Source organism: Allobosea sp. 01N443 (assembly GCF_056399325.1).
Genome location: NZ_JBFTRC010000299.1, coordinates 1 through 6,337, shown reverse-complemented (window position 1 = coordinate 6,337; position 6,337 = coordinate 1). Strand labels below are relative to the sequence as shown.

Sequence of the window (6,337 nt, the reverse complement as noted above, 5' to 3'; positions counted from 1 at the left end):
CCGTTCAAGCGTGTCGTCGGCTGGCGGGACGATCTGCCGAAAGCCGACCCCGACAGCTACAAGGCCTATCTCGCCCGCTATCCCGCGATTGCCAAACTGCCGAATTTCGGTGGCATGAAGGAGGGCGCATTCGACGTCGAGCAGGCGATAGCGCTGAAGCCGGACGTTCTCTTCCTGAATGTCGAGGCGAAGATCGCCAGCGACGAGGCCAAGCTGGTCGAGAAACTCGCCTCCGTCGGCATTCCCGTCGTCTATGTCGATTTCCGCGAGAAGCCCTTCCAGAACACCGAACCGTCCATGCGGCTGATCGGCAAGCTCTTCGGCAAGGAGGCGCTTGCGGAGGACTTCATCACGTTCCGGGCCGAGCAGATCTCGCTGGTGACGGACCGTCTTGCCAAGGCTACGGCATTGAAGCGGCCGGTCGTGATGATCGAGCGCGCCGGGGGCTATTCCGACGATTGCTGCATGTCGTTCGGCAACGAGAATTTCGGCAAGATGGTCGAGATCGCCGGGGGCAAGAATTTTGCGGGCGACCTGATCCCCGGGACCTTCGGTACGGTCAATGCCGAGGCCGTCGTCGCCGCCAATCCTGATGTCGTCATCGTCACCGGCGGCAATTGGGAGGCCTATGTCCCGGGTGGGGCCTGGGTCGGCCTTGGCCCCGGCGTCGACCTGATCGAGGCGCGCCGCAAGCTCGCTGCGCTGTCGCGCCGCCCCGCCTTCGCGCAGACGGCCGCCGTCAGGAATGGCCGCGTCCATGGCATCTGGCACCAGTTCTACAACAGCCCCTACCAGTTCGTCGCGATCCAGGAGATCGCGAAATGGCTGCATCCCGACCTGTTCAGGGATGTCGATGCTGACGCCACACTGAAGGCCCTGCATGAGCGCTTTCTGCCCTTGCCTTACCAGCCCGGCTACTGGGTGACCGTCGAGGCCAAGGGATGAGCGAGATCGGAATATCTGGCGCCGCTGCCGAGGCGGTGCGCGAGGGCGGGGGGCGGGCGAGCTATCGCGCCCTGAACGCGCGCCGGCGCATGATCCTCGCCGGGCTCTTTCTGCTGCTGCTGCTGAGCTTCATTGCCGACCTGATGATCGGCCCGGCCCGCTATGCGGCGTCCGATGTCGTGCGTGCGCTCGTGATGCCGGACAGCGTCCCGGTTGCCGTGCGCGTCGTGATCTGGGACATCCGCCTGCCGGTGGCGTTGATGGCGGTTGTGACGGGCGCCTCRCTGGCCATGGCGGGCGCCCAGATGCAGACGATCCTGAATAACCCGCTCGCCAGCCCGTTTACCCTTGGGATATCGGCTGCAGCCAGTTTTGGCGCGGCGCTCGCGCTCGTGTTCGGCGTCGCCATCCTGCCGTTCGCCGTCGATTATATCGTGCCGTTGAACGCCTTCATCGCGGCGATGGGGGCGGCCATGCTGATCCATGTGCTCAGCCAGTCCCGCGGCGTGACGACCGAGACGGTGATCTTGCTCGGCATCGCCCTGGTCTTCACCTTCAATGCCCTCCTCGCATTGCTGCAGTTCTTCGCCTCGGAGCAGGCGCTCGGCGCTGTGGTCTTCTGGATGATGGGGAGCCTGACGAAGGCAAGCTGGAACAACTTCTTCCTGCCGGCATCTGCGCTCGCCGGTGCCGCCATCCTCTCGGCCTCCTCGGTCGTCAGCAAGTCGCTGATACCGGGCCTCATCTTCCCGATCAGCATCGTAACGGCGCTCATCGGCGTGCCGTTCTTCTTCAGCTTGATCCTGACCAATCGGAAGCGGTCATGGTAGTTGGCCTGCAGCTTCGCGAGGTCGGCGTCCGTTACGGCCGCAAGGTCGTTCTGAGCGAAGTGACCACACCGCTGCTCAGCGGCGGGGAGGTCGTTGCCGTGATCGGCCCGAACGCGGCCGGCAAGTCGAGCCTCTTCCGACGGATTGCCGGCCTTGTGCCAGGGGCGGGCGAGGTCAGCATTTCCGGCGAGAGCTCCGTGCCCGGGCGCCGCGCGCCGTTGTCCTGCTACCTGCCGCAGGATACGGCGGTGAACGCAGTGCTCACGGTTTACGAATCGATCCTGCTCGCCTTCAAGCAGGGCGGGACATGGTCGGTCAGCGATGACGAGCTCAAGCGGATCGATTGCGTGCTGCGCGATCTCGAGATCGAGGATCTCGCCTTCAGGGGGCTTGGGGAACTCAGCGGCGGTCAGCGCCAGTTGGTTTCGATCGCCCAGACGCTGGCGCGCGAACCGGACATCCTCCTGCTCGACGAGCCGACGAGCGCGCTCGACCTGCATCGCCAGTTCGAAGTGCTGTCGCTCGTGCGTCGACTGGCGCGGGACCGCGGCATGTGCGTCCTGATCTCGATCCACGATCTTAATCAGGCGTTGCGCGTCGCCGACAGGGTCCTTGTCCTGGCCAAGACGCGCCTGGTCGCGATCGGCGCGCCGCGCGAGATCGTGACGCCGTCGCTGCTGGACGAGGTCTATGGCGTCAGGGCGCGCGTCGAAGGCCTGTCTAGCGGCGAGCCCTATGTTGTCGTCGAGGGCTCCACGCGCCACGCCGCATAAGGATCGGCCGTCCAGACGGGCAACGTCGTCCTCTTCTGACGCCCGGCGGCCCGGGCGCGTTCCTGCCCGTGCGGGATCCTGCGCTGGCTGCATGACCCGATCGTGCTCATGCTTCTTGCCGGCTTGTCGCGCTGGGCGTTTGGTCGCAACAGCGAGACGCAGGTTCGCGCCGACACCGATCCGGACGATCGGCCGCGCGACGGCATGGGCAGGAAAGAGCCAGGAGCAGGATATGACCGATCAGCAGAACACCGCCGAGATCTGGCGGTTGGCGGATGCCAAGAGTCCGGCTTTCTTCGAGCTTAGCGACCGCGTCTGGGCCGTGCCCGAACTGAATTATCAGGAGGAGCGTTCGGCCGCCGAACACGCCGCGATGCTCGGGAAGGAGGGCTTCCGTGTCGAGAAGGGCGTCGCCGGTATTCCGACGGCACTGATCGGCGAGTCGGGCGAGGACGGTCCGGTCATTGCGATCCTAGGCGAATATGACGCGCTGCCCGGACTGAGCCAGGAGGCCGGCGTCGCCGAGCAACGCCCGATCATGTTGGGGGGAAATGGCCATGGCTGCGGCCACAACATGCTCGGTTCGGCCTCTTTGCTTGCCGCGACTGCCGTCAAGGACTGGCTGGCTGCGAAGGGCATCAAGGGGCGCGTGCGCTATTATGGTTGCCCAGCCGAGGAGGGCGGCTCGTCCAAGGGCTTCATGGTGCGCTCCGGGCTGTTTGACGATGTCGATGTCGCCATCTGCTGGCACCCCTCCTCATTCACCGGCGTCAGCAAGGCGATCTCACTTGCCTGTGTCGAGGTCGAGTTTACCTTCCGGGGCCGTGCATCCCATGCAGCTGCCTCGCCGCAACTCGGTCGCAGTGCGCTCGATGCGGTCGAATTGATGAATATCGGCGTCAACTACATGCGCGAGCACATGCCGAGCGATGCGCGTGTCCATTACGCGATCATCGATGCCGGCGGCATCGCGCCGAATGTCGTGCAGGCGCAGGCGACCGTGCGTCATTTGATCCGCGCCCGGACGCTCAGCGAGATGTGGGACCTGGTGCGGCGGGTCAAGGCGATCGCCGATGGCGCCGCTCTGATGACGGAGACTTCCGTCGTTGCGCAGCAATTGTCGGGCGATGCCAACCTCGTGGGCAACCGTCCGCTCGAGGAGGCGATGCACGCCAATCTCATCCGGCTCGGCGGGCCGGGTTTCGATGCCGCTGACCGCGCCTTCRCCGCAGAGTTCCAGAAGACCTTCTCGAAGGAGGATATCCGCGCCTCCTATGGCCGCTTCGGTCTGTCGGTGCGGGAGGGGGAATCGCTCAGCGACGACATCTATCCGCTGGACTATGTCGCCGCCCTCTCCGTGGGGTCCACCGATGTTGGAACTGTGAGCTGGGTCGTTCCAACCGTGCAATGCCGCGTCGCCTGCTATGCCGTGGGCACGCCCGGACATTCCTGGCAGCTGGTCGCGCAGGGCCTCGCGCCGGCGGCGCATAAGGGGCTCTCGCTTGCGGCCAAGGCCATGGCCGGCGTCGCGGTCGATGTCCTGTCCCAGCCGGCGCTGCTCAAGGCGGCCAAGGCTGATTTCGCTGCGTTCCGCGCCGAGAACCCGTTCCAGAACCCGATTACCGACGATATCGAACCGCCGCTCGACATGGCGGCTCATTGAGCGGGCATCGGCCACGAGCCGTTTTGGCTCAGCAAGGATCGCCCGGAGCCATCGTCCGGGCGATGATGTTCGAAATGGCGCCGGCGCTCCGGATCGATCGGTGCGGGTGCTGCCGCACGCACCAGCCTCGTGCGAGGAGTGCTTAGATCTCGGCCGCGTCCAGCCGCCGATAGAGCGGTAGCGCCAGCGGCGCGATCCGGCGCACGACCGCGCGGAACGGCTGGGATTTTGGCTCGGACAAGGGCAGGCCGRGCGTCTCGATCGCCGTGCCTTGCGTCGCCCTGGCAAGCTCGCGACCAAGCGAGATGGACAGCGCAACGGCCCGGCCATTGCAGCCGACCCAGGCAAAGCCGTCCGGCCCGAGACGGTGGATGCGCGGATAGCCCGGCACCTGCGGCTGGAGCAGATTGTCGGGGGTCATCCCGACATAGCCCGACCAGACATAGTCGAACTCGACATCGCCGAGCTGCGGCCAGAGTGTTTTCAGCCGTGCCGCGATCTGCGGCCGCAGATTGACCCCGCCATCGCCCGGCAGCACGGCCGCTCCCCCGGTGACAAGGCGGTTGCGGGCGTCCCAGCGGGCGAAATAGAGCTCGCGATGCGTGTCCGACATCGCCTGGCGGCCCGGTATGACGGTCTTGGCGATATTGTCGCTGACCGGCTTTGTCGCCATCTGCCAGGACAGAACAGGGATGACCTCGCTGGCGATCTCGGGGGCGAGATCGCGCTCGAACTCGCCGGTATAGGCATTGGTCGCCAGCACGAGCGCGCGAGCGGTGACCGAGCCGCGCGCGGTCTTCACCGTCCAGCGGCCATTGGCATGGCTCATCGAGGTGGCGGGAGACCGCGCATAGATGGTTGTGCCAAGCTTCAGCGCGACCTCGGCCAGTCCACGTGTCAGCGCGAGCGGATTGATATGACCGCCCGTGCGATTCCAGAAGCCGCCGAACCAGGCATCCGACCCGAGCATCTCCGCCGCAGCGGCGCGATCGAGCAGTTCGACCGGTGCCCCGATTGCCGACCATTCGCGCACGCGCTTCTCGGCGAGCTTGAAGCGACCAGGCGAATGGACGGGCTGGATCCAGCCAGCTTGTTCAGCCTCTGCCGGGATATCGTATTTCCGCACGAGGTCGAACAGATACTGAGCGCTGTCGCGCAGCACCGCGTTGAAGCGTTCGCCGGCTTCGCCATGGCGTTTCACCATCGCGGAGGGATCGTGGCCGGCAAGCGTCGGGATGACCTGGCCGTTGTTGCGCCCCGAGGCGCCCCAGCCGGGCTCGGCTGCCTCCACGATCGTGACGTCGACGCCGCTCTCGCGGAGATGGATCGCGGTCGAGAGGCCGGTAAAGCCGGCACCAATCACCACGACATCGGTCTGGACATCCCCTTGGAGCGCGCTGAGCACAGGCCCAGGCTGGGCGGTGGCGGCCCAGAGAGAGGGAGGCCAGGCGACGGAGGGCGGAGCAGTCATCGGCGGCGATCTTTCGCAAGGCGGGCCGGTCAAAACCCGTTTGGCAGGAGCTTGCGCATACTTGCCGCCATGACCGCCCGCTCGCAAGTAGGTTGGTTCCAGCGATTTGCCTGGCGGAGAACAGTTTTCTATTTTTCTCGCCAAAGACGAATGAAATCTACCAAATTTAGGCTTTCTCGCTCGGGTTGTTGAAAATACTATTCTCCGGACGCTATGTGTGCCGCGCAGCGGGGGCTGCTGGAAACGTCACCTCGAAGTGGTTGCGCCCCTCTGTTGGTTCGGATGAACTCTGCTTCCGTTGGGTTCTTGGTCAAAGGGGGCGTCATGTCGCTCAAGCACATTCTCGGTCTCGATCATGTCGTCGTGACCGTCCGCGATCTCGATGCTTCTGCCCGGCAATGGGAGCGCCTCGGTTTCACGGTCTCGCCGCGCGGCACCCATTCGCCGATCCTTGGCACCGGCAACTATACGATCATGTTCGGAGACGACTATCTCGAGCTGCTCGGCGTGCTGACCGAGACGGATCAGAACAAGCCGACCCGCGACTATCTGAAGAACCGGGAAGGGCTGGAGCGCGCTGCCTTCACCACGGATGATGCCGCTGCCGGCGCGGCCGAGCTCAAGAGCCGTGGCCTCGAAGCCCTGGGTCCCGTGC

Annotated in this window: 6 protein-coding genes; 5 read left to right on the top strand and 1 reads right to left on the bottom strand. The window is 65.3% G+C overall.

The genetic code is table 11. The features are described 5' to 3' along the window. The 4 genes from AC1DRP_RS35075 to AC1DRP_RS35060 all read left to right on the top strand — a co-directional run. Positions 1–945 (top strand): ABC transporter substrate-binding protein (locus AC1DRP_RS35075; RefSeq protein ID WP_476770954.1); only part of this gene is annotated, 945 nt, incomplete at its 5' end. Next, on the top strand, positions 942–1,775 hold the full coding sequence (locus tag AC1DRP_RS35070) for a FecCD family ABC transporter permease (protein ID WP_476770953.1): 834 nt from the start codon (positions 942–944) through the stop codon (positions 1,773–1,775). The genes AC1DRP_RS35075 and AC1DRP_RS35070, both read left to right, overlap by 4 nt. Continuing rightward, entirely contained in the window at positions 1,769–2,548 is a 780-nt protein-coding gene (locus AC1DRP_RS35065) for an ABC transporter ATP-binding protein (protein ID WP_476770952.1), read from the top strand. The genes AC1DRP_RS35070 and AC1DRP_RS35065 overlap by 7 nt, the downstream gene beginning before the upstream one ends. A 232-nt stretch (positions 2,549–2,780) precedes the next feature. Next, positions 2,781–4,211, top strand: coding sequence for a M20 family metallopeptidase (locus tag AC1DRP_RS35060; RefSeq protein ID WP_476770951.1), 1,431 nt, complete (start codon positions 2,781–2,783; stop codon positions 4,209–4,211). Positions 4,212–4,353: 142 nt separating this feature from the next. Here AC1DRP_RS35060 and AC1DRP_RS35055 read toward each other — a convergent pair whose 3' ends face one another. Further along, positions 4,354–5,682 carry an NAD(P)/FAD-dependent oxidoreductase gene (locus AC1DRP_RS35055; RefSeq protein WP_476770950.1) on the bottom strand — a complete coding sequence of 443 codons (1,329 nt, stop codon included), beginning with the start codon at positions 5,680–5,682 and terminating at the stop codon, positions 4,354–4,356. 324 nt (positions 5,683–6,006) lie between these two features. On the opposite strand from AC1DRP_RS35055, the gene AC1DRP_RS35050 reads away from it, so the two are divergent. Continuing rightward, positions 6,007–6,337: VOC family protein (locus AC1DRP_RS35050; protein ID WP_476770949.1), on the top strand; the 331-nt coding region annotated here is incomplete at its 3' end.

What these genes read in the sequence shown, in the direction of transcription:
- AC1DRP_RS35065 (WP_476770952.1), top strand. Translation starts at nt 1,769, where the DNA reads ATGGTAGTTGGCCTGCAGCTTCGCGAGGTCGGCGTCCGTTACGGCCGC.